Source organism: Plectonema cf. radiosum LEGE 06105 (genome assembly GCF_015207665.1).
Taxonomy (GTDB): domain Bacteria; phylum Cyanobacteriota; class Cyanobacteriia; order Cyanobacteriales; family Nostocaceae; genus Rivularia; species Rivularia radiosa_A.
Genome location: NZ_JADEWL010000026.1, coordinates 36769 through 61133 on the forward strand (window position 1 = coordinate 36769; position 24365 = coordinate 61133).

At 37.9% G+C, this 24365-nt stretch carries 12 protein-coding genes; 1 reads left to right on the plus strand and 11 read right to left on the minus strand.

Annotation, left to right across the window (positions count from 1 at the left end; all coding sequences use genetic code 11):
• Nucleotides 1-64 precede the first annotated feature (64 nt).
• From IQ247_RS10855 to IQ247_RS10860, 3 genes are read right to left on the minus strand one after another with little or no spacing between them, the layout of a single operon-like run.
• On the minus strand, nt 65-859 hold the full coding sequence (locus tag IQ247_RS10855) for an ABC transporter permease (RefSeq protein WP_228059645.1): 795 nt from the start codon (nt 857-859) through the stop codon (nt 65-67).
• Nucleotides 860-864: 5 nt separating this feature from the next.
• Nucleotides 865-1026 (minus strand): hypothetical protein, encoded by a 162-nt coding sequence (locus IQ247_RS32510; protein WP_228059646.1) that lies wholly within the window; start codon nt 1024-1026, stop codon nt 865-867.
• The gene (locus IQ247_RS10860) at nt 1001-1552 is read right to left on the minus strand and encodes an ABC transporter ATP-binding protein (RefSeq protein WP_228059647.1); all 552 of its coding nucleotides are present in this window, start codon (nt 1550-1552) and stop codon (nt 1001-1003) included. Before IQ247_RS10860 ends, IQ247_RS32510 begins: the two co-directional genes overlap by 26 nt.
• 689 nt (nt 1553-2241) lie before the next feature.
• Between IQ247_RS10860 and IQ247_RS10865 the strand changes: the two genes are divergently transcribed.
• Nucleotides 2242-4386, plus strand: coding sequence for an acylase (locus IQ247_RS10865; RefSeq protein WP_193919774.1), 2145 nt, complete (start codon nt 2242-2244; stop codon nt 4384-4386).
• A gap of 507 nt (nt 4387-4893) precedes the next feature.
• On the opposite strand, the gene IQ247_RS10870 is transcribed toward IQ247_RS10865, so the two are convergent.
• The 8 genes from IQ247_RS10870 to IQ247_RS10910 form a co-directional block, all read right to left on the minus strand.
• The gene (locus IQ247_RS10870) at nt 4894-5118 is read right to left on the minus strand and encodes an MbtH family protein (RefSeq protein WP_193919783.1); all 225 of its coding nucleotides are present in this window, start codon (nt 5116-5118) and stop codon (nt 4894-4896) included.
• A gap of 663 nt (nt 5119-5781) precedes the next feature.
• Nucleotides 5782-6111 (minus strand): hypothetical protein, encoded by a 330-nt coding sequence (locus IQ247_RS10880; RefSeq protein WP_193919785.1) that lies wholly within the window; start codon nt 6109-6111, stop codon nt 5782-5784.
• 50 nt (nt 6112-6161) lie between these two features.
• Complete coding sequence (locus IQ247_RS10885; protein WP_193919787.1) at nt 6162-7532, minus strand: MATE family efflux transporter; 1371 nt, start codon at nt 7530-7532, stop codon at nt 6162-6164.
• A gap of 96 nt (nt 7533-7628) precedes the next feature.
• Nucleotides 7629-8660 (minus strand): ferredoxin family protein, encoded by a 1032-nt coding sequence (locus IQ247_RS10890; protein ID WP_193919788.1) that lies wholly within the window; start codon nt 8658-8660, stop codon nt 7629-7631.
• 38 nt (nt 8661-8698) lie between these two features.
• Nucleotides 8699-10075, minus strand: coding sequence for a cytochrome P450 (locus IQ247_RS10895; protein ID WP_193919789.1), 1377 nt, complete (start codon nt 10073-10075; stop codon nt 8699-8701).
• A gap of 19 nt (nt 10076-10094) precedes the next feature.
• Entirely contained in the window at nt 10095-14195 is a 4101-nt protein-coding gene (locus IQ247_RS10900) for a non-ribosomal peptide synthetase (protein ID WP_193919790.1), read from the minus strand.
• Between the two features lie 20 nt (nt 14196-14215).
• Nucleotides 14216-18916, minus strand: a complete 4701-nt coding sequence (locus IQ247_RS10905) for a type I polyketide synthase (RefSeq protein ID WP_193919791.1) — start codon at nt 18914-18916, stop codon at nt 14216-14218.
• A 78-nt stretch (nt 18917-18994) separates the two neighbouring features.
• Nucleotides 18995-24316: an aminotransferase class V-fold PLP-dependent enzyme gene (locus IQ247_RS10910; protein ID WP_193919792.1), complete on the minus strand. Its 5322-nt coding sequence runs from the start codon at nt 24314-24316 to the stop codon at nt 18995-18997.
• Between the last annotated feature and the right edge of the window lie 49 nt (nt 24317-24365).

Below are 24365 nucleotides of genomic sequence, written 5' to 3' on the forward strand. Positions count from 1 at the left end.
CAGTTAGCTTCTGGGATTCATTTTTGTGCAGCTTCAGTTCCATTTGTAACAAATAAGAACATAGTTACGAATTACTGATTAAATTCCCACTCAACTGATGCTGTCGGCTAAACACGGCAAAAAACGCTAAAATCAACACTCCTATGGTAGCCAAAGCCGTTCCGGAAGCTTGTGTAAAAATAATTAGAATCTGGTAGCGCACGGCATCAGTGGGACTAGCACCAGCCAATATTTGACCAGTCATCATTCCCGGTAAACTGACTAATCCCATCACCATCATGGAATTAATAGTGGGAATCATCCCAGTTCGCAGTGCTTCTTTTAATGTTTCGTGTGCTGCTTCCCAACGAGTAGCCCCTAACGTTAACAAGGCTTCGATTTGCTCGCGCTTACTACTCAAATCTTCCATAAATTTATCTAACGCTAAAGATGTACCCGTCAGCGCATTACCTAAAACCATACCTAATAAAGGAATTAAATATTGCGGGTCGTACCAAGGTTCAACGCGAATAATTCCATTTACCGTTAATCCCGTAACTAAAAATGAAGCGCTCAACAGACAGATAAAATTGTTCCAGTAAATACTAGAAAATCGTCTGCGGGTACGGTTAACACTTGACAGGGATGCGATGGTCGTCATGGCAATGGCTACAAGTAATACCAATAATGGGTTACGCAGGGTAAACACCCACTGCAATACATAACCTACGAGCAATAGTTGTACCACCATTCGCAACGATGCTATTACCAAACTCTGGGTTAGTCCAAATCGTAAACCTAGAGAAAGACAAACATTGATGATTATAAATAATGTCGCTAAAGCCAGTTGAGCGTAACTAATGGAAATATACTTATCCATCAATCCTATTCCTGCAAACTAATTTGACGGTTGGTAATTCGCTGTAACTGGGTTGAGTCGTGGCTTGTCCAAAGATATGCTCTTTGTTGGTCTTGGGCTTGCCAAGCTGCCACCAATAATTCCAAACTGCGGGTAGTTTCACTATCTAACTGATGCGGTAGGTTCATCAAGCAATAAGACCTTGGGTGTGAGTTGCAATGCTCGTAAAAAAGCGACTATTTGAGCTTCACCCCCAGAAATAGCACTTACCGGACGCTTTAAAAAGTCATCTTTTTTATGTAAAATTTGTAAATAATCTAGAATTGTAGCGCGATTATAAGCCTTATGGTGGTTAGCTTTAAGATGATAAACTTGTTGTAAATTTAACTCTACAGTTCCGAACCATAAAGCCGGACGCTGATGGAGGTAAATAATTTGGGAACGATATTTAGGTAAATACCAAGCATCAATACTTTTTCCCTCAAAGATAATTTGACCTGCTTGTAGTCGGTCAAGTCCAGCTAAAGTTCGTAAAAGTAAACTTTTACCCGAACCAGAAGCACCCAAGACAGCGACTTTTTCACCCGAAAATACTTCAAAATTTAAGTTACGCCAAATCCAATATTTATCGATTTTTCGACCCAAACCTTGTACTGAAAGAATGGGTGCTTGAGAAGATACCAATGCTTCGGCAGCCTGGGCTTGGGTTTTCATAGTTAAACGGTATTTTGGCAGATAAGTAATCAAACAAAATTATTTACACATTTACCTAAAATAAAGTATATAGATTTTAAGGGTGAATCTACATAACAGAAAAAATGCGATATATTCAGGGGTTAAGTCCGGAAACTCGAAGCTTACTTAGAAGGATTTATCTTACTAGGGAAGATGAAAATAGTAAAGATATTACTTAGCACGCTTACAATACCTAACGGCACGCTTCGCTCTTTTAAAACATTTTGTTGTTCTAAGTCAGTAGAAGAAATGCTAGATTTTTCTATAAGCAGTTTAAAACCTGCGATTAGCTTTCATCCTCGGATTAAAATCACGGGGTTTTAGCCACGATACTATGCCCCTTTCGGGGCACACTTCGTTAACGTGAACAGCATTAATATAAATAAGAATTAAAAGTATTTGAGAAGAATTCCTGTTATTATTTTTTAGGGTACAAGTGAAAGTATCGCTTGAACAAAAGTTTCGACTGATATTTTCTCACTCAAGGCAGGTTTACAAATCAGCCTTTTTTATTGAAAAATTTTGCGACATAACGCAAGTTGTCACTAACGAGCAGGCTATAATCCCTTATTCATCACTATCTGCTCAATAATGTTTGAATGAATGTGCTACATAACAGATATTTTTTGGAAAATATCATCAATTACCTTACATAGTGTTTATTAACTATGCAGCAGTTAATTACTATCGCTTACCTTTTATCTTCTGGGAGTAAATCCGAAATACTTAAGGTTTTTAAAAGAAATCTTAATAGAATTTTACCATTTACACTCAGCCTATTGTTTGCATTAATTTTAGGATGCCAAACTCTAGGAACTCAGGTTCCTAGTACTGAAATATTGTGGGATACCTATGGGATACCGCATATTTATGGTCAGGATGCTATAAGTGCATTCCGTGCTTTTGGATGGGCGCAAATGCAAAGCCACGGTAATTTATTACTGCGTCTCTACGGACAAGCAAGAGGACGTGCAGCCCAATACTGGGGAGAGGACTATATAGACTCTGACCGTTGGATGTTGACAATGGGAGTACCCGAACGCGCTAGCGTTTGGTATGAAGCACAAGATGCATCTTTCCGTAGTTATTTAGATGCTTTTGCAGAGGGTATCAATACTTACGTCAAAGAAAATCCGAATGCAATTGATGATGAGGTTGAAGTTGTTCTACCAGTTAAAGGAGAAGACATCCTCGCTCATCTACAAAGAGTACTCAACTTTACATTTGTAGTTAGTCCAGAACAAGTTGCGGGTGTGAGTAGTTCGGAATCAAAAGCTGGTTCTAATGGCTGGGCGATCGCACCTTCTCGTTCGGCATCTGGTAATGCTATGCTGCTGGCAAATCCTCATCTTCCCTGGTCGGATTTGTACTTATGGTATGAAGCTCAAATTACTGCACCGGGAATTGATGCTTATGGAGCATCCCTTGTGGGGATTCCTGTTTTAAATATTGCTTTCAACGATAATTTGGGTTGGACTCATACCGTTAACACTCATGATGGGTGGGATGCTTATCAACTAGAATTAGCTGGTGATGGCTATCGTTTTGATGGTAAAGTTCGTCCCTTTGATACCAAAACTGTTTCTTTGCAAGTAAAACAACAAGACGGGACATTACGGGAAGAACCATTAGTGGTCAAAAGTTCTATTCATGGACCTGTTGTGTCAGAAAAAGATGGTAAAGCTACTGCACTGCGTGTTGTCGGTGTCGATCGACCAGGAGTGTTGGAACAGTGGTGGGACATGGCGCGATCGCAAAATTTGGCAGAGTTTGAAAAAGCACTCCAACGTTTGCAGTTACCAATGTTTACAGTGATGTATGCCGACCGACAAGGGCATATTATGCACTTATTTAACGGACAAGTTCCAGTACGCGAGCAAGGGGATTTTCAGTATTGGCAAGGTATTATTCCTGGGAACACATCAAAAACTTTATGGACTAAAACTCATCCTTATGAGGATTTACCTCGGATTATTGACCCTCCGAGTGGTTGGTTACAAAATGCCAATGACCCACCTTGGACAACAACTTTTCCAGTCGCTATCAAACCAGATAAATATCCGTCTTATATGGCACCAAATTTCATGGATTTCCGAGCGCAAAGTTCCGCTTCAATGTTAGCTGAAGATGAAAAAATTACCTTTGATGAAATGGTTAAATACAAGCATTCTACACGTATGGAATTTGCAGACCGGATTCTAGATGATTTAATTCCAGCAGCGCGGAAATATGGTGGTGAATTGGGACAACTTGCAGTAAAAGTCTTAGAAAAGTGGGATAAACAAGCGAATGCAGATAGTCAGGGAGCGGTATTGTTTGCTTACTGGGCAGAAGAACTAGATTTCGATAAGACTTTTAGTCAACCTTGGACGGAAGAGTCACCACGCACTACACCCGATGGATTAGCTAATCCTGAAAGTGCAGTAGCATTATTGGAAGCAGCAGCAACAAAGGTACAAAAAGTTTATGGAAAATTAGATGTTGCTTGGGGAGAAGTTTTCCGGTTGAAATATGGGAATGTGGATTTACCAGGTAATGGTGGCGATGGAGACTTAGGGATTTTCCGCGTCGTCAACTTTGCTCCCTCAGAAAATGGTAGATTTCAACCTGTCGCGGGCGATTCTTATGTTGCTGCTATTGAGTTTTCTAAACCCCTGCAAGCAATGGCGCTTATGAGTTATGGTAATTCATCTCAACCTGGCTCGCCCCATTCTGTTGACCAGTTACAACTTTTTGCTGAGAAAAAATTACGTCCTATCTGGCGTACCAAGAAGGATATTGAGGCTCATTTAGAATCTCGTAAAGTATTTTAGGAGTCTCATATATGGGCAGGCTTTGAAATCGATAATAAGCCTGCCCCATTTTTACGGTTTAGAAGAACTTTCTGAAGTGGTTGGTTTATCTTCTCAAGATATGATAAATATTCTCAATAAATAGGATTAAATGATGCATTCTTTAATTAAGCAATATTAGTAGCTAGCGCAGCGTACTGTAGGTATTGTACGAACTCATGTCATATTATATTTATTTATATTTTGCATTCAAACACAAAACCGATGTCTCGACGTAGCATCTAATTTCTAATTGGAGCAACCGTTACATAATGCTAGGTTTGCTGTTTATGTAGCGCAGCGTTAGGTGTAAAAGTCTTTTAGTACGGGTAGGGAACAGGGAACAGGTTAAAGATAAAAATTATTAAATCCCCTAGCTAGGAATGAAACAAATACCCCCCATGATTCCCTGTTCTGTGTTCCCTACTCCCTACTCCCTGTGTTTCTTAAAATTGAGGCTTGTGAGTGTTAGTAAAAAATACGGGAAACCTAAGTGCTAGATGCTGTTTCCTCCATTTTTTTTCGGAGACTTAGCGGTCTCATATCAGTCCAGACTTCTTTTATGTAATCTAAACATTCTTGTTTGAGTCCATTTTTTCCAGTATCTTTCCAACCAAGCGGATTATCACGCTCAAATGGCCAGATGGAATACTGTTCTTCATGATTAACTACAACTTTGTAAATTGTCGTGTCTTCTTTTTCTTCTTGATGCATTTGTTTCTCCAGTCAATTAATAATAATGGTCAGCAAAATTTATTAACAAGTAATGAGTAATACAAGAGCCTTCAATAATTGACGGTGTATTTTTCTTTTCTTCATGAATGAGAAGGCTTTGTACCATAAAGAGCTTTACTTATTACTTATTACTCATCACTCATTACTTTAGCCCGAGGGGCTAGGTAAACTTTGCACTAACATAAATAAACTTCACGCTTCTATTGGTTCGAGGTGTCCTTGACCTTTCAAGGTTAATGTCAGCAATACATCGAACTTTTACGTAATTTAATGTTAGATATCGAACTAAATAGGCATGACCTTCTTGATTATCAAAGTCAGCTTCGTTCAAACTTGATAAGCTGATGTGCAGCTAAATTGTATAAAGCAAAAATATCAAGTTTTTGTAGTGCGGGCCGGACAGCCCGCTAGTACTATACAAATTAAATGCGTAGCAGCTTAGTTCTTTATCAAGCTTTACACCTAAATCAGCACCTCTCTTTGTCTGTGTAAATTTAATATGAACATAACCTCTATTAGTGCAGTGGCTGTTGCTGAAGGTCGCAAGCTGGCTTCAACGAGGTGTTCGCTTTGTGATAATCTTTGTACAAGCTCATTCATAATGCAACTTCCTTATTTATAAGTGTTTTTCGAGTTAAATATTTACGAATCACCATTGTCTTGAATCCCAGATACTTCTACCTTCACAGGTTCATAAACTGGAACCTCAAATAAAAGCGTATTTTTGCAAAAATCTAACCATTCGGGAGTTATATTATCAAAGATTATATTTTCGTCTTTGAAAATTCCATCTGTAACTACATAGTTTTCTTGAAGATAAAGAAAGTCATCATCAGTTAACTCACGATTTATCTCAACTTCATCTGTATCGATAACCTTTTTTCTGGTATTTTCACTGTACTCGTTCCATTGATGAAATTTCCGTAGCCTATTTAAAGGATAAGCTTTGCAGTATTTTCCCATTGTTGCCATAATAAGCCTCATTTTAATTTTTTATTTTTAATTATTGATGCATTACCAAATTATACTTTTTTAATTACTTTTTCTATTTTGATAAATTCTATCAATGTAAAACTCCCAATGATTAAGCTAGATAATATTTCTGTAATAGTAAAACTATAATAAACTCCATTGACACCAATCATCATAGTTAATAATAACAGTAATGGAATAAACAAAACTATCTGTTTAAAAATTATGAAACCTGCGGCAATTTTTGCATTACCTATGGACTGAAATAAAGTGAGGCTGCATGACAAAAAAGGAGCCGTAATAAGTGTAAAAGTAATTAATCTAAAATTGAATGAGTTATTTGTAGTAATATCCAAATTTGGTATGACCCAGCGAAGAAAGAATGTTGGAGACACTTGTAAAGTCAGCCAAATCAGAATGAATAATATAGTTCCGGTAAGACAAAAAATGAAGTAAGCTTTTTTAAGTCTTCTATAGTTTCTTGCTCCGTAACTTATACCAATTACAGGCTGTAGTGCTTGCACAAGACCATTTAAAGGAGTAATGACCAAAAAATATAGTCTGACTGTAGCTCCTGCAAACGCAATGTCACTATCTGTTCCGTAGTCAGCAATAGATTTAAAAATTATTATCTGCTGAATTATCCCCGTTAATTGCATGAGCATGACCGATGCACCAACGGATAAGATTGGTGATACTAAATCTAACCCAAAATTAATCTTTCTAGAATTGGACGTAATTGAACTTCTACTATAAAAAATAAAATATGCAAAATTCACAATAAAATGAGCTAAAGCTGCTAAATTAGTCGCTAATGCTATACCTTGAATACCAAAGTTTAGAAATTTAACAAATATTATATTTAAAAAGAAGTTAGTCGTTACAAATATAAAAGAAAAGACAGTTGCAAGTCTGATTTTAGCTTCAGATTTGACAAGCGTATTAGAAGCTACTGCTGGAATGAAAAATATCGAACCAATTATATATGTTTTAAGATAGCCAACTCCATATTTAGCTACTTCTCCATCTCCACCCATGAATGCAATTAATTCATTCCCAAATATATATCCTATTACAGCAATGAAAAATGAAATGATTATACTTATTACTGTTAAATTACCTATAATTTGAGACTCAGTTTCTATATCTCCTGAACCAATTGCTCTACTCATAACAGAAGCAGAGCCTACCCCAATCGATACGGCACATCCAGTTACAATAGATGTCAGTGGCAGTGCAAGTGAAATACCCGCTAAAGCATTTTGTCCAATTAATTGACCAGCAAATAATGCATCCAGGAAACTGTTTAAACCAACAAGCAGCATCCCTATGATGCCAGGAATTGATAACTTGAACATGATTGTAACAAGATTACCATTGAGAATTTCATTTGTAAGTTGGGATTGCTGCGCTGTAGACATTATTACTTTATATGTGGCATTAACACTAGGGTGAATATTATCAATCAACTAGATCGGGTAGATTTTTTGATGAAAAGTAAAATGCTTTTATGCTGTTTATTTAATCATGTTTAAACAACTAACGCGATACTGCTTGACTGCTTCTAATTCCAAATATTTTGCTGAGTTAAATGCACTTATAACCTCACCACAAACTTCAACTTTGGCTTCATAAGCACCTGTTTTACTACCATCGGTCTTCTCAAAATCAATCCGTACTTCTGCCCAGTCAGCCTTCTGACCTTCAGCGACTTCTTCCATTGCAAGTACCTTGCCTACTTTCAAGTAGTTAAGCCAACTCCAGCCAAACTCCATCCAAATTTCGCGTTCGGCAATTTGCTCAAATTCGCTTAAACCAGTCCAACCTCGGTAGTATTCACGTAAACCTGAGACTGAACCATTTCGGTGTACTAGTAAATCCAATACATCCCGCGAGAGATGTCCCCATAAGCATCCTTGGGGTAAATCAATTAATGTAGGAGCAAACTGATGTCCACCAAAGTGAGTTGTTTGCCATATTCTTAATTTACCATTAGAAGCAGGAGCATATTCTTTACGTAATTGTCTATATAAAGGAGTTCCAAATCTGCCACAAGCAAGGTCTACTTGAGTATGAGTACAAACCATGAGTTCGCGAATGTGACTGGTTTGTTGTTGATATTGTGTAAATTCGGGTAAATCATTGGGTTGTTGCATTAACTTTTTGAATATTGCCGTTACTAGAGCAACAACTTTGTTCTCTGGAACAATAAATTCCTGCTTTTCAAATCGAGAAAATAGCTTTGCAGGACGATAGTAGTAAAAGACACGGGTAAAACCGGGATTAGAATACTCGCGGTCGGGAGCAATTAGTATCGGTTTTAACTTAACCCCATGCTGAGAAACTAACTCTTGGAATAAACCCACCAATGATTTGATAGTAGGATTTTCTTGAAAAATTTCTTGCGGCCAAGGTTGTGGAATTTCCATAATTAACCAATAATCGCAAGTACCTGCTGTACCAATTGGGTCTTCTTTGTTAGCTTTAGAAACTAAGGAACAAAAACGACAATCTTGAAGTTGAGTTTCATAAGTATGTATTATTTTCATACTAGGAAATTAATTAAACAGAAAACTAACTTTATTAGTTAAACTGAGCCGACAACCGATGGTTGTGACTGTCCTTGATGTTGACGCATAGCACGCACAATCATCTTCACACCGCTAGCAGGGTAAGAAATTAGACCTCCAAATTTAGGGCGTTCTGGGCGATTACTGACTAGCTCTAATTCATAATGTGAAAGAATAGTTGCTAAGACGAGTTTCATTTCAAACAAGGCAAAAGTTCCGCCAATACACACGCGAGAACCACCACCAAAAGGTAGAAATTCGTAGGAAGAATATTGTTTTTTCAAAAAGCGCTCTGGCTGAAATTCTTTTGGCTCTGAGTACAAATCTTCATGCTGATGTGTTGAGTAAATATTACCAATAAGTATTGTACCAGGGTTCAACTCATAGCCCATCACCTTGACGGTCGATTCTACCAACCTGGGAAACGTAAACAATTGCGTAGGGTAAATTCGTAAAATTTCGTTGCAAACAGCACTTAAGTACGGTAGTGCAAAAATGCTCATGGGGTCTGGGTTTTCACCAAGACTATCGATTTCTTTTAACAGGCGATCGCGAACATCAGGTAAATGATGAATCCAGTATAAAGACCAAGCAAGTGCTGTTGATGAAGCATCCTGGGCTGCAAAAAGAGGTGAGATTAATAAGTCTCGTATTTCCTCATCCGTTAACAGATTACCTGCTTCATCAATAGCTAATACTAGTTCAGAGAGAATATCCGTGCCTAAATCCTGTGTTTGCTGACGACGCTCTTGGACTTCGGTGTAAAGCAAATCAAAAAGTTCTCGCCGCAGGTAAAGCAAGTATCCTTGGGGACTCCATCGACCTAAATCTCGTCTCCCAAAAGGTAGATTTTGAGCAATTTTGAGCGATGGAGATAACATCTGTTTCAAAGCCCTAGAAAGCAGTTGCTTGAGTCTGTTGTAGCGTTCTCCTTCTGACCATCCCATCACAACTTCTATGCTCACTCGTAGAGTGATATCTTCCATTGTTGGATAGCCAATGAAAGGTTTACCGATTGCTTGCTGTTGCATAACCTTATGTGTAAGGTCACAAATTCGCTCTCCGTGGGCTTGCATCCGCGCACCGTGAAAAGCAGGCATTAAAAGCTTGCGGCGATGTTTGTGGCGTATACCATCAAGTTGAAGCACTCCTTGTTTTCCCGTCATCAAGGCGAAACCCCGGTTTAATTTGCCACTAGCTGAAATTTCTTTGGTATTTGTAAAAATCTCCTTTATTCCTAAAGGATTACTGACATAAACTGTTGGTGTAGTACCCGACATTAAAGTAACTATATCACCATAACGTTTGGAAATAGCATCCATATAGCCAAAGGGGTCGGCATTGAATTGCAGAGGTATTAACCAAGCAGTTTTCGGTCCTGGGGGTAGTTTCATAAGTATTTTTACTCTCATTTCATGATTTATTTAAATTGCTCATAGCATTATCGATATAAATTCTCAGTTGTTTAGCTAATTCTTGAATATGAGGTTCAACGAAAATCGAGAAATGGTCTCCAGGGATGTCAATAAATTGAATCGGTTGACTAGAATACTTACCCCATCCTAATAAAGGGTCGTCAGTATACCATTCTGGATTATTAAAGTCATGAACTATTTTCTCCGACGCTCGAAATAGAGTTATCGGCTGAGGATAACAGAGGGGAACATAATTTCGCATCGCTTGAACATGAGCTTTGAAAAGTTTGTAATAACGGAGAAAATCTTGAATTTCGGCATCGCTAAAGATGAAGTTTGCTTTTTGATTAATTAAATGAAGTTGCTCAGTTAATGGCAAATCTCGAAGTTGTTCAAAAGGTACTGAAAAGTCTATATTATTATCGGTTTTTATTGATTCAGCTATGCGGAGTAAAAATTTTGTATCGTCATCATTGGTAGGTTCAATGCTTGTTTCTGGTAATATAGCATCGATGACAACTACTAAACCTACTGTTTGACCCTGCTTTTGTAGTTGCTGCGCCATTTCAAAGGCAAGTACACCACCGTAACAATGACCACCTAAAAGTAATGGATCATTTGGTTGTACTTTACGAATTTCTTGCAGATAGCGAGTTGCTGTTTCTTCTACTGAAATAATTTCTGGTTTGTCTTGCTCTACATTATCTTCCAAAGCATAAAATGGATAATCTTCACCAAGTCTTCTGGACAAATTAAAGTAGTGAGTAATACCTCCACCAGCACCATGTATACAGAAGAAAGGTATCTTGGAGCCAGAAGAGTTAATTGCTACTAGAGGAGAACCAGATTTTTGACGAGATGGCTGACTGACGATGGTTGCTAGTTTTTCAATTGTGGGATTTTCAAAAAGAGTAGATAGTGGAAGGTTATGCCCAAATCTGTCTTGAATTTGAGCCATTAACCGGACAGCTAAAAATGAGTGACCACCCAACTCAAAAAAGTTGTCTGTCACTCCAATAGGGTTAGTATTAAGAAGATTCCCCCAAATTTTTACTAAAGCTAATTCCGTAAAGTTTCGGGGAGCAACAAATGACTTATTCGTATTTTGTCGAATAATTTCATTATTGGCTAGCGCACGTTTGTCTACTTTGCCATTAGGTGATAGTGGGAGTGCATCCATTACAACAAAAGCAGATGGTACCATATAGCTAAGTAATTTATGTTGCAAATAGGGCAACAATTGTGCAGCTATATCTTGTTTACTTGTTACAATATAGGCAATCAAACACTGATTTTGTTGAACATCATTTCTCGCAATGACAACCGATTCTTGTACATCAGGATGTTGGGTAATTACTGTGGCTATTTCACCTAATTCTACTCGAAAACCTCTGATTTTTACTTGTTCATCATGGCGACCAAAATACTCAAGATTTCCATCTTTAAGATATCGTACTAAATCGCCTGTTTTATAAAGCTTATTTCCCGGAATAAAGGGGTTATTAATAAATCTTTCCTGAGTTAATTCCCGACGGTGTAAATAGCCTTTTGCTAACCCATCACCACCAACATAAAGTTCACCAACAACTCCTACAGGTGTTGGTTGTAAATCGCGATTCAATACATAAATTTGAGTATTATCAATCGGGTGACCAATGGGAACACTGTGTGCTTGATTTTGTAGTAAACTGGTGTCGTAGTGAGTAGCATTAGCGGAAACTTCCGATGAACCGTAAAGGTTGATCAGCTTTACTTCTGGCATCAATTCTTGGAAACTTTGAACTAATTTTACAGAAATTGCTTCTCCGCTAGTTATCCAAAGTTTTAGCTGAGATAATTTCTGTAGGAGATGACTGTAATTATCAAGAAGTAAGCGCAGTAATGAGGGTACAAGTATGATACGAGTAACTTTGTGATGCGCTAAAGTTTCTATAAATAGTTGCAAGTCTAGTACAGTTGCATTGCTGATGATTACTGTAGGAACTCCTTGAAGTAAAGGAGCAAAAATTTCCCAAACCGAATCGACAAAGCTAATCGCTGTTTTCTGACAGCAAACTTCTCCCTGGCTAAAAGGATATGTTTTCCATAGCCAGTGTAAGCCGTTTACTGTACCGCGATGGGTGCCAAGAACGCCTTTAGGTGTTCCAGTCGAACCAGAAGTATAGATAATATAGGCAAGATTATCAGTTTCTGAGATACTAATGGGGTTTTCTAAACTTTCTTGAGCAATCTTTTCTTTATGAATATCTAAACAAATGGTTTTAGCTGAAGATAAAGATATTTTTTCTAATATCTCATGCTTGGTAATTAACAGCGATGCTTGAGAATCAGCGAGCATGAAATTTAGACGTGACTCTGGATAGCTGGAATCAAGGGGAATGTATGCACCACCAGTTTTGATAATAGCTAAAATTCCCACTACCATATCTATAGAGCGTTCCAGGCATAGAGCAATCAGCGTGTCCTTCGTTACTCCCTGGTTTTGTAAGTAATGTGCGAGTTGATTAACTCTATGGTTGAGCTGACGATAAGTTAGTTCCTCAGATTCGCTAATTAATGCTAAAGAGTCAGGAGTTTGCTCGACTTGTTGCTCGAATAATTGATGTAAAGTTGCATCTTGAGGATAATCTGCACGAGTTTGATTAAATTTAAATAATAGTTTTTCTTGCTCGGAAGCAGTATTAAGTGACAATTCACTCAGACGCTGTTGTGGATTTACAACTACATTTTCTAATAAAGTTTGGAAATTGTTGATAAATTGGGTTATTGTTGTTGAATCAAAAATATCCGTATTGTATTCCAAACAACCCGTTAATCCGTCTTCGGATTCAGACATTGATAGAAAAATATCTAATTGAGATGTACCGCTATCAAACTCCAAAGTACGAAAGGTTAATCCAGATACTTCATGCACGGAGGTTGGAGTATTTTGCAATACAAACATAACCTCGTAAAGTGGATTTTGACTTAAATCTCGTTCGGGTTGTAATTCTTCTACAAGCATCTCAAAAGGTAAATCCTGATGTGCATAAGCATCAAGAGTCACCTCACGTACTCGATGTAAAAGTTCGCAGAAACTAGGATTTCCATCTAGGTTATTACGTAACACCAAAGTATTAACAAACAAACCCAACATTCCTTCCAATTCTGCGCGGTTGCGGTTGGCTATTGGAGAACCAATCAAGATGTCTTCTTGGTTTGTGTAGCGGTATAGTAATATGTTAAATGCTGCCAGCAAACTCATAAAGAGAGTGCTATCTTCTCGCTGACTTAATTGCCTGAGTGCAGTAGTCAGGGATGCTGAAAATTTAAAGTATTGCTTGGCACCAATGAAAGTAGTAGCATTAGGTCGCGGATGGTCTGTAGGTAATTGGAGTATAGGTAACTCACCCTTGAGTTGTTGCTTCCAGTAATTTAATTGGGTTGCGAGAAATTCATCTTGGATGCGATCGCGCTGCCAAATTGAAAAATCTGCATACTGAATTGGGAGTTCGGGTAATGGGGAAGGTTGATTTGTCGAGAAAGCAGCATACAGCGTTGATAGTTCGTGCAAAAACACACCCCAAGACCATCCATCTGTGATAATGTGGTGCATGGTCACAAGCAAAACCTGTTCTTCTTGACTCAATCGCAGTAAAGTAGCTCTAATTAGCAGTCCTTTAGCTAAATTAAAGGGTTCTTTCGCGGAGGATGCTGCAAACTTTTTAACGTGCGATTCCCAATTTTCACCAGACAAATGTTCCAGGTTAATAATAGATAAATCCCAAGTCAATTCGGGAGCAATTTGTTGTACTGGTTCTCCATTTACAAGGGTAAAATTTGTCCGCAAAACTTCATGACGTTTGATAATTTCATTCAAGCTTTGCTCTAATGCTGCAATATTGAGATGTCCTTGTATATGAAAAGCAATAGGAATATTATAGAAAGGACTCCCATGATAAAGCTGGTCAATAAACCACAATCTTTGTTGAGAAAAAGATAAGGGAATATTTTGAGTGTCTTGACGCTTGGGAATAACATTATTTTGAAGCTTTCCTCCCTTCCATTTTTCTAAAAGGGCTTTTTTGGCTGGTGATAAATTAGAATATTTTGTATTCATAGCTAATAATTATTTATATTTTATGAATTAGTTAATAGAACCGCTACTTCTTCTTCAGATAATTCTTCTATCTTTGACAACAGAATTTGCTCGAGCATTTCTGCTTGTTTGGCTGGTATCATTGCCTCGGATAAAAGTTCGCGCAGTGGTAAGTCCACAGGGAATTTTTTTCGCAATCGAGAAACTAATTGAGTTGCACTAAGGGAATCTCCTCCTAATTCATAGAAGTTATCGTAAATACCAATTTCTGCAATTCCAAGTATTTGTTGCCATATTTCCGTAATTTGTTTTTCTAAATAATTTGTCGGCTCAACATAGGAATTAGTAAGGCTAGGTCGAGAATAACGTGATAATGAATTTAATTGATTAGTAGATTGGGAATTTGTATTCTTGTTTAGACTAAATATATGATTTTTTCGGACATTTATATCTACCGTAGAAAGAATAATTTGAGTACCTGACTTTAAAGAAAATATTCGTTTAAATACTTCTACAGTTTCTGTTGGGGTAATAGCTAATCCTGACCCAGGTAATTGCTCAAGTGCTGTTTGTTCTTGGTTTACATTCAGTTTTAATTTATCCCAATTGATAATATACCACGGTAAACAATTATTCCGGTTATGTCGGTTAATAAAAGTATCTATAAATTGATTGCTTGCTGAATATAAACTTAATCCAAATCCTCCTAAAATAGAAGATAAAGAAGAAAAAACTATACAAAAATCTAAACTTACATTTTGTAAGACTTGTTCTAATACTGAAATTTGACTATGTTGTAATTGTAATATATTTTCTAATTCGATGTTTGTGATTTCTGGAATGGAAGCAAATGTATGTTCGCGCTTAATTCCAGTTGAGCAAATAACCCCGTTAATTTGTCCAATATGTTCATCTGTAATGATTTGATGTATTTGTTCATAATTAGTTTTATCTGCACGCAGTATTAAAACTTCTGTACCGTTATTCTCGAATGCTAGTAATTGTTGAATTTTGCAACTTACTTCATCATCAGTAGCATGAGTTTCAAGCCATTGTGAGAAATAATCTTTTTCTGGAAATGTAGAATCCTCTATAAATATGAGTTTTGCTTGAAAAGTTTTTGCTAAATACTCTGCAAGCACAACTTCAATACTTTCTAATCCACCAGAAAACAGATAAACACCTTGTTTTTTGAAAGGTATATCGTCTTCAGCTACTGATTGCAAGCTAACTGGTTCAAATGTTTGTACCCAACGGTAGCAATCGCGATAAGCAACTACGTTATCTGAGGATACAGAAGTTAACTCATCAAAAAGTTTATCAACAATATGGCTTTCATAATATTCCTGTCTTTCCTTTGTGTCTTTTGTCTTGAAAAGTTGTTCATGGGGGAAACCCCCAAGACGAACACTTTTCGCTGCGTCTCTGTGGTTATTTAAATTAATATCAATACACCGACAGCCAATATTAGGATACTCTTGCGGAATGACTTTACATAAGCCTAATATTGCTGCTTTCTCTGGATCGAGTTTTTCATTACCATTAACATCTTGAATATTATTTGATATAACCCAAACTTGTAAACTATTGCTAATTTGTAGCTTACTAAGACTTTGCGTTAAAAATAATAAACTGTTGAATTCTAAATAGTTACTTAGTTGATTTATTTCATCATGACTTACGCTCCATAAATAAGCAATTTGTTCCGGTTTTTGACCTAACGATACTAATTCTTTAAGCAATATATCATAGTCTTCACCGAGCAATGGATTAATTGTATAAATGTCTTCACTTAATTTGCTAAACTGTTCTCCTTTTTGAACAGTAATGACATTTTTATTTTGATTTTTAAATACATCAACTAATTGCTTGCCAATTCCCAAATCATCAACAAAAAATAGCCATTTTTCTTGTTTAGATTTTATTTGAGTGGAGGATGCTCCCGCTAGTAAAGAGCGTTTCCATGAAGGCACATAAAACCAGTCAGCAATATCTTGTTTATTATCTAATATGGTTATTTTTTGATTTATAGAAGGGGAAGGGGATTTGGCATCAATCCAGTACCTTTGTCGTTCAAAGGGATAAGTTGGTAAAGGTAAACGATGACGATGCTCTTTCGTATAAAACTCCGACCAATCTATTTCTATACCTGCAAGCCACAACCGACCTAATGTTTGTAATAAAAATTTAACATCTGATTGTTGCTCTTTTACATGGTGTAACGAAGTTAATACCTGTTGTTTAGTATTTCTATCTAAATGCTGTCTCGTCAACATGCTTAAAGTTCTTCCCGGTCCCACCTCTAGAAAAACACCTTCAAATTGCTGTATTAATTGCGATATTCCATCCGAGAATCTAACAGTTTTTCGTAAATGTTGGCACCAGTAATCTGGATTTTTAGCTTGTTGTTCGGTAATCCAATTACCAGTTACGTTAGAAATAAAGCTTATAGAAGGTGAATTCAGTTTGACTGTTTTAAATACTTCATTAAATGCTTCTAAGATGGGTTCCATCATCACAGAATGAAACGCATGAGACGTATGTAACTCCCGACATTCAACTTCTTGATCAGATAATTGCTTTTCTAGGGCTGCAACTGCTTCGTTTGTTCCGGAAACTACACAGGATTCGGGGCTGTTAATTACTGCAATTTGTAAGCATTCTTGATACAACTGATTTCCATCGAGCAGTTGTTGTACGTCTTTTTCTGGCATCTTAATTGCCAGCATACTTCCTGTGGGTACTTGTTGCATTAACTCTCCCCTTTTTGCCACAATTTTTAGGGCATCTTCTAAAGAAAATACATCTGCAATTGTTGCGGCAACATATTCCCCAATACTATGACCAATCATCGCTTCTGGACGGACTCCCCAAGACATTAATAACTGAGCCAAGGCGTATTCTGTAACAAATAACGCAGGTTGAGTCAGAGATGTTTGTTGGAGTTGATTTGAAGCAATTTCAATCTCTGCTTGTTTGGGGTAAAGTAAAGAACGGATATCAAGACCAAGGTGTGGTTGCAAAATTTCGGCACAGCTATCTACGTGTTGTTTAAATATTGGTTCTATTTCATATAGTTCCCTACCCATGTTTGCATATTGTGAGCCTTGTCCCGAAAACATGAAGATAACCTGAGTATGACCTGGCTTGCAGTGGTGACTCAAAATAGTTTGTGGGTCTTGGCTGTGAAGCGATTTTACCGCATCATCTAGGTCTTGGCAAATTACCACCCGGCGATAGTCAAATTCTCGGCGACCCACTTGTAAGGTATAAGCTACATCAGGTAGGGTAATATCGGGGTTTTGCTCTAAATAATCGCTCAGTTTTACTGTTGCAGTGTCTAAAGCTGTACTGGTTTTGGCTGAGAGTAATAATAATTGATAAGGACGCGAAGGACTTGAAGCTTCAATGTTTGGAGCTTCTTCTAAGATTACATGGGCATTGGTCCCGCCAATACCAAAAGAACTTACACCCGCACGACGAGGAGTACCGTTTGTCTCCCACTCTGATAATTTGGTGTTGACAAAGAAGGGACTATTGGCGAAATCTATTTCTGGGTTGGGTTTTTCAAAATGTAAGCTCGGAGGTATTTGTTTGTGTTTTAGTGCTAGTACAGTTTTAATTAATCCCGTTACCCCCGCTGCTGTATTTAAATGCCCGATATTCGTTTTTACTGACCCAATGGCACAGAAGCCTTTTTTATCTGTACTGGTACGGAATGCTTGTGTAAGAGCCGTGATTTCAATCGGGTCTCCTAAAGGGGTTCCGGTTCCATGTGCTTCAATATAATTGATGGTTTCTGGTTCAACTCCAGCTAAAGCTAGTGCTTCTAAAATCACCTCTCTTTGACCATCAACACTCGGAGCTGTATATCCAACCTTCAAAGAACCGTCATTATTGATAGCTGAAGCTTTAATTACCGCATGAATACAGTCACCATCAGCAACAGCGTCCTCTAATCGCTTCAAGACCACAACACCCAAACCGCTGCCGAAAATAGTTCCTTGAGCTTGAGCATCAAAGGCTCGGCAATGTCCGTCAGGAGAATTAATCCCTCCTTCAGTATACAAATAACCAGTTTTTTGGGGAACTTGTATCGAAACACCACCAGCAAGCGTAATATCGCTTTCGCCATTTAACAAACTTTGGCAGGCTAAGTGGACTGCAACTAGTGATGTAGAACAGGTGGTCTGAATATTTATACTTGGTCCTTTAAGATTTAACTTATAAGAAATTTGTGTAGGTAAATGGTCTTTATCATTGCCAATAAAAAGTTGGAATGTATCGGCTGATTTTATAAAATCATGATTGGGATATAAATTTGATAATAAGTAATTACTAACAGTAGTACCAGCAAAAAGACCTATTTGACCAGTGTAAGTTTCCGAATCATAACCAGCATTTTCTAAAGCTTCCCAAACACATTCTATGAAAATCCGGTGTTGTGGATCTGTAATTTCTGCGTCTCTAGGGGTGAAGCCAAAAAATGAAGCATCAAATAGCTCTATATTTTCTAATACAGTACCCGCCTTCACATATTGATGATTGCTCAATAATGCTGGGTCTACTCCTGTAGATGCTAATTCTTCATCAGTAAAAAAACAAATTGATTCTACACCATTTTGCAGATTTTGCCAAAAACTATCGATGTTATTGGCATCCGGGAAACGACCTGACATACCGATGATAGCAATTTCATCTTTATCATTAAAGCTATTAATTAAATTATTTTTATTTTCCATTTACAGTCCTTTTTGTGAAGTTTGCTTGAGCTTTTATAGTCTAAGAACAGTTGATTTCATAAAATGAACGAATAGCCTTTATTCTTTATGCTTTGTAGTTCGATGATTTTGCCGAGCTTGTTTCCGACGATTCATTGAAGCTGTGTGACTTTTGTTTTGATGAGTATTTTCTTGAACAAATTGTTGTTTATTTTGTAAAGCTGTTAAATATTTGGTCAAATAGTTGATGGTTGGATATTGAAAAATATCAACTAATGAAAGTTGCTGAAATATTTTTTGCAACTTACTATGAACTTGAACCAAAAGCAATGAATGACCACCTAGTTCAAAGAAATTATCATGAATACCAACTTCTTCAACACGAAGAACTTCTTGCCAAATATTAGCAATCGTTTTTTCTACTTCAGTTTGAGGTGGTAGATATTTTGCTTCTAATTCAGGGCGTACTTGGTCGGGTATAGGTAGTGCTTTGCGGTCAACTTTCCCATTAGGCATTAGTGGTAATGCCTCTAAGGTCAGCAAAACATTTGGAATCATGTAGTTTGGTAACTTTGATGCTAAAAATTCTCGTAGTTCAGTAATTGTCAGTGTTTGCTCTTTTTGAGCAACTATATAAGCTACTATTCGTTGAAAATCTACCTTATCTTCCCTGACTAGTACTACAGCTTCTCGCACTGCTGGGTGTTGGCTGACAACTGCTTCAATTTCTCCGAGTTCGATGCGAAAACCGCGAATTTTAACTTGATGGTCAATACGCCCTACAAATTCGATATTGCCATCCGGCAGCCAGCGAGCTAGGTCGCCAGTGCGATATAATCTTGCTTCTGCTGCCGTTTTAGTTTTATCATTGTCCTTCGTAAACGGATTGGGGATAAACTTTTCCTGGGTTAACTCGGGCAGATTCAAATACCCTTGTGCTAGTCCATCTCCTCCTACATATAGCTCACCCGTAACACCTGGGGGAAGAAGACTGCCATATTTGTCCAGGATATAAATTTGCGTGTTTGAAATCGGTTTTCCAATGGGAATTGTATTTTTTTTCAAATATTCTTTTAGAGTTTCTCCCATATCTATTTTTAGATTGTCTGCCAACTGCAAATGTATTGCTTCAAAATACTCCGCAGCAGCATAATTATCACCTTTTTCTTTATTTCTTGCTTCAATTTGATTGGCAATTCTTAATTGATCCTCAAGAACACTCTGTAAATCTGTAGCAGTCGTATTCGGATTGGATAAAACAGCCCGAAATACAACGATTTCTTTGTCTTTATCATAAGAACTGTCCATCAGAGTAGTCTTAGATACAAAAGTCAGTCCTTGTTCAAACTGTTCTTTTTGTATTTGTATATTTTGTTGATTAATTCTTTGGATATCATAGTCACTCAAAGATTTTTGTGTTGCTTTTGCTCTTAAATCTTCAGGGACATATCGATAATTAACGATATTTAAGGCTGGTTCCATTATCAGTTCAAATGGTTCTAATTGCTCAATAAATCTGGAAAAATATTGGGCTTTCTCTATGCCATTGTTAATTAGAATCTCGTATCCCTTTTTACCGATAATATGAAGTGCCCCGTGTAAGCATAACGAAATCGCCGAGCGTGACCCCTCAATTGTGAAGCGTCCTACATCGAATGTATCTCGCTGAGCCTGGTAACGGGCTGTGGTTTCGGCAAAGTTTAACATCTGTGGGTCTTTAAACAAACAAACACTAATACCCTGGGGTAGGTATAACTGTTTATGTCCACAAATAGTTATAGAATCAGCTTTGTCAATCCCTTTCAATTTCCCTTTGTGCTTGTCGGAAAATATCGTCGCACCACCCCAAGCTGCATCCACATGAAAATGAATGCCGAATTCCTGCGCTATATCGCCCATTTCCCATAAGGGATCGATTTCACCAGTTTCTGTTGTTCCAGCGATACCTACAAGTGCCAAGATGTATAACTTATTTCTCCTGCATTCTATTATTTTTTCTTTGAGCAGATTGATATCTAACTTCTCGTCATCATTACTGTCAATAAAAACAATGTTGTCTGTCCCCAAACCTAACATCGAAGCTGCTTTATTAAGAGAATAATGCATTAGCCGAGAGCCAATGATAACGATATCGTCATATCCCTTCTTACTCAGAACCTTATAAAGGCTTTCTTTTGATAACTCACCAGAATTTTCTTTGCTTAATAATCCCGAATTTCGCGCACACAATAAAGCACTGATGTTTGCTGTTGTACCGCCAGTTGTTATAATACCCAGATTTCGATTTTTCTGCTGAATATTTTCTTCGTAAAATTCACCCGAACATTCATAAACAAGACGATGCAACATGGCGATCGCCTCTCTTTCCAAAAATATTAAAGACTTTGATGTCTCAATTTTAACCAGATTTTGGTTCAATCGTGAGATCATCTTGCTCATATCGTGCATAAAATCAGGCAAAGCGGATGTCATATGCCCAATGTATGTAGGAGACCCCGTATCGATTGTATATGGAAGCACCTCTTGGGAAAACTTATCGTAATAATCGTCAACTTTTATAGGATATAAGGGTAACTCGCTCTGTTGAAATTTTGTAGCTAGTATTTCTGGACTAATGCCAGGCTTGGTAAAAGGTTTGTGGTGAATCCCAAGAAACTGGTTTTCAGTTGCATTACAAACAACTTCTGGCTTGAAATATTGCAGTATTCTTTGACGTGTTTCCCAAAAATTGACTTCAAAGAATGTAACATCAGCAGCAACTTCACTTGAGCCGTAGAGATTGAACAATCTGGCAGAACTGAGTTTCTGGTGAAATGACTCAGCTAACCCTATTGGCAGGGCTTCGCCGCTGCAAAACACATATTTGAGATATCGAAGTTTTGTCAGTTGTTCAGCCGCATTTTCCAGCATCGCTTTGAGCAGGGATGGAACAACAACAATTCTAGTTATCTTTTTATCGCTCAACAGGCTCATTAGCCTGGAAACATCGCCCCGTATACTATCTGGAACCACCACCAGCGGAATTCCTTTGAGAAGGGGAGAAAATATTTCCGCAACATGATCGACAAAATTGATGGAGGTTTTTTGAATGCAAATCTCCGAAGCCGCAAATGGTAGCGTTTCCCAGATCCAATGCAAGCGATTGACAATGCCACGAACCTTACCGAGAACCGCTTTGGGTTTTCCGGTAGAACCGGACGTATAGATTGCGTATGCCAAGTCATCGGGTGTTGTTTGAAGATTTAAATTTTCAACGCTTTCTCTAGCAATGGCATCCCTATCCCTATCTAGACAAACGATATGGGCGTTTTGAGAAGAAATCTTTTCAGTCAGAGACTCCTGAGTCAACAGGGTACGCACATTGGAATTTTCTAGCATGAACGACAATCGTTCTTGCGGATAGTTCGGATCTAACGGCACATATACGCCATTAGCTTTGAGAACAGCCAGCAAGCTCACCACCTGCTCCAAGGATGGCTCAAAACATATTCCCACCAGCACTCCCGAACCAACTCCGAGAGACTGTAAATAATGTGCCAGTTGATTTGCCCATTGGTTCAACTGTCGATAGGTCAGTTGTTGGTTTTCAAATACCACTGCCACTGCATCTGGAGTTTTCTCTACCTGGGCTTCAAATAATTCGTGGATACATAGGAGGGGATATTCTACTTCTGTATTATTCCATTCCCACAGTAATTGATGCTGGTCAGATTCAGTTAATAGTGGTAACTCTGACAAACGCTGTTGTGGATTAGCAATAATTCCAGATAACAACGTTTGCAAATGACTCACCATTCGTTGTATAGAACTTTCCTCAAATAAATCAGTATTGTATTCTAAGCTTCCAACCAACCCCGACTCAGTTTCTGTCATATATAGGGTTAAATCAAACTTAGAAGTATCATTATCGCCTTCCAAGGGAGTTAAAGTTAAACCAGGCAACTCTAAAGCCGACATTGGAGCATTCTGAAGTACAAACATCACTTGAAACAATGGTGCATAACTTAAATCTCGCTGTGGTTGTAGTCGCTCAACTAACAACTCAAAAGGCAAATCCTGATGTGCATAAGCTCCTAGTGCTACCTCTCGTACCCGTTTTAATAGTTCTTCAAAACTGGGGTTTCCTGCTAAGTTAGTTCTCAACACCAGGGTATTGACAAAAAATCCAATTAACCCCTCAATTTCTGCTCGATTACGGTTAGCAATCGGCGAACCAACCACAATATCTTCTTGCGCTGTATAACGCCATAGCAGTGTTTGGAATCCTGCTAACAGGGTCATAAATAATGTAGTTCCCTGCTGCTGACTTAACTTATTTAAAGCTACAGATAATTCTTTTGATAATTTAAATGAGTAGGTCGCACCACGGTAAGTTTGAATTGCTGGTCTTGGGTGGTCTGTGGGTAATTCTAATACTTTTGGTGCGTTCTCTAATTGCTTGAGCCAATAAGATATTTGGGTTTCAAGTACTTCTCCTTGCAGCCATTGTCGTTGCCAAGCTGCAAAGTCTACATACTGTACTGGTAGTTCTGGGTAGGAGATGGGTTCTTCATTACAGAAGTTAGAATAAAGTGAAGAAAATTCTTCTACTAATACACCAACTGACCAACCGTCCGAGACGATGTGGTGCATTGTCAGTAGTACGATGTGTTCTTGTTCACTAAGACGTAATAGTTTTACTCTCAGTAAATGGTCGCTGCTGATGTCAAAGGGTTGTTGTGCTTCTTGTCTAATATTATGTTTAATTTCAGCTTCTTGTTGGGAAGCACTCAAGGAACTGATATCTAGTATTGATAATCTTAGGGGCAAATCTTCCGAGATTACAGCTACCGCTTGCCCTTCTACTGAAAGGAAATTGCTTCTAAGGGCTTCATGACGGCGTACAATTTCGTTGAAGCTTCGTTCTAATGCATTGTGATTTAATTCTCCCTGTAGCCTCACAGCCGCAGGAATATTGTAGAAGGAACTATTTGGTTGCAGTTGGGCTAAAAACCACAGTCGTTGTTGGGCAAATGATAGTGGTAATTGTTGCGAGCGTGGAATCTGCTCAATACTCGTCGCTTCAACTGCTGAATCTAAGTTAATCGCTTTCTCAATTTCTTTTGCTAATCCTGCTATTGTTGGTTTTTCAAATAAGTAACGTAAAGGCAACTCTACTTGGAATACTTGCCGGATTTGAGAAATCACACGAGTTGCAATTAAGGAATGTCCTCCTAATTCAAAGAAGTTATTATCAATACCTACTTTTTCTATAGCAAGTACTTCTGCCCAAATACCTGCTAATAAATTCTCGATTGGTGTGGAGGCAGGGACTATAGATGATACTTGTGTTAGTTCAGGTATAGGTAGTGCTTTACGGTCAACCTTACCATTTGGTGTTAGTGGCAGTGCCTCCAAGGTGATAAAAGCTCCTGGTACCATGTAGTTCGGTAACTTTAACTCTAAAAAGCTCCGTAGTTCAGGAATTACC

Bases quoted from the DNA above. Each gene is read 5' to 3' on its own strand.
- IQ247_RS10855 (WP_228059645.1), bottom strand. From the start codon at position 859: ATGGATAAGTATATTTCCATTAGTTACGCTCAACTGGCTTTAGCGACA.
- IQ247_RS32510 (WP_228059646.1), bottom strand. From the start codon at position 1,026: ATGAACCTACCGCATCAGTTAGATAGTGAAACTACCCGCAGTTTGGAA.
- IQ247_RS10860 (WP_228059647.1), bottom strand. From the start codon at position 1,552: ATGAAAACCCAAGCCCAGGCTGCCGAAGCATTGGTATCTTCTCAAGCA.
- IQ247_RS10865 (WP_193919774.1), top strand. From the start codon at position 2,242: ATGCAGCAGTTAATTACTATCGCTTACCTTTTATCTTCTGGGAGTAAA.
- IQ247_RS10870 (WP_193919783.1), bottom strand. From the start codon at position 5,118: ATGCATCAAGAAGAAAAAGAAGACACGACAATTTACAAAGTTGTAGTT.
- IQ247_RS10880 (WP_193919785.1), bottom strand. From the start codon at position 6,111: ATGGCAACAATGGGAAAATACTGCAAAGCTTATCCTTTAAATAGGCTA.
- IQ247_RS10885 (WP_193919787.1), bottom strand. From the start codon at position 7,532: ATGTCTACAGCGCAGCAATCCCAACTTACAAATGAAATTCTCAATGGT.
- IQ247_RS10890 (WP_193919788.1), bottom strand. From the start codon at position 8,660: ATGAAAATAATACATACTTATGAAACTCAACTTCAAGATTGTCGTTTT.
- IQ247_RS10895 (WP_193919789.1), bottom strand. From the start codon at position 10,075: ATGAAACTACCCCCAGGACCGAAAACTGCTTGGTTAATACCTCTGCAA.
- IQ247_RS10900 (WP_193919790.1), bottom strand. From the start codon at position 14,195: ATGAATACAAAATATTCTAATTTATCACCAGCCAAAAAAGCCCTTTTA.
- IQ247_RS10905 (WP_193919791.1), bottom strand. From the start codon at position 18,916: ATGGAAAATAAAAATAATTTAATTAATAGCTTTAATGATAAAGATGAA.
- IQ247_RS10910 (WP_193919792.1), bottom strand. From the start codon at position 24,316: ATGGTACCAGGAGCTTTTATCACCTTGGAGGCACTGCCACTAACACCA.